Source organism: Paraburkholderia solitsugae (assembly GCF_013177695.1).
Classification (GTDB): Bacteria; Pseudomonadota; Gammaproteobacteria; order Burkholderiales; family Burkholderiaceae; genus Paraburkholderia; species Paraburkholderia solitsugae.
Window position 1 is genome coordinate 1 of record NZ_WOEY01000022.1, and the last position, 769, is coordinate 769.

At 67.2% G+C, this 769-nt stretch carries 1 protein-coding gene; it reads right to left on the minus strand.

The genetic code is table 11. The features are described from left to right. Positions 1-769 (minus strand): replication restart helicase PriA (priA, locus tag GNZ12_RS05810; protein ID WP_172309456.1); only part of this gene is annotated, 769 nt, incomplete at both ends.

A 769-nucleotide genomic window follows, 5' to 3' on the forward strand; every position in this document is an offset into this window, starting at 1 on the left:
TGTCGACGTTGCCGCACTCCGGGCACGAGCGCGGAATACGCGATTCCCAGCCGCAGTGGTGGCAGCGCAGCGCGCGCTCGGGTTTGTGCAACACGACGTAGGCGCTGCAACGCGGACAACCGGCCACCCAGCCGCATGCATCGCAGGCGAGTTGCGGCGCGTAGCCGCGCCGGTTCAGGAACACGAGACTTTGCTCACCGCGCTCGAGCCGCGCCTTCAACGCCGCGATCAATGGCCCGGACAACCCCTCCACCGAGGCCCGCCCGCGCCGCCGCTCTTCTTCCAGATCGATCAGCCTGACGGTCGGCAGGACGGCCTCGGCGACAGCACGGCGCGACAAGGTGAGACGCGTATAGCGTCCCTGATCCGCCTGCCACCAGCTTTCCAGCGACGGCGTGGCCGAGCCGAGCACGACCGGTAAGCCGAGTTGTTTGGCGCGATAGATCGCCAGATCGCGCGCCGAATAGCGCAGGCCTTCCTGCTGCTTATAAGCCGGATCGTGTTCCTCGTCGACGACAATGACCGCCAGTTTCGGCAGCGAGGCGAGCACCGCCAACCGCGTGCCGAGCACAATGCGGGCGCGTCCGGTGTGCGCCGCGAACCAGTTGCGGCCGCGTTCGCCTTCCGCGAGGCCGCTGTGCAGCGTGACGATCGACGTGCCTTCGAGCGCGGCAAAGCGCGCTCGGAAGGCCGACTCGAACTGTGGTGTCAGATTGATTTCAGGCACGAGGACGAGTGCCTGCGCGTCGGGCTTCACCGCCAGAATCTC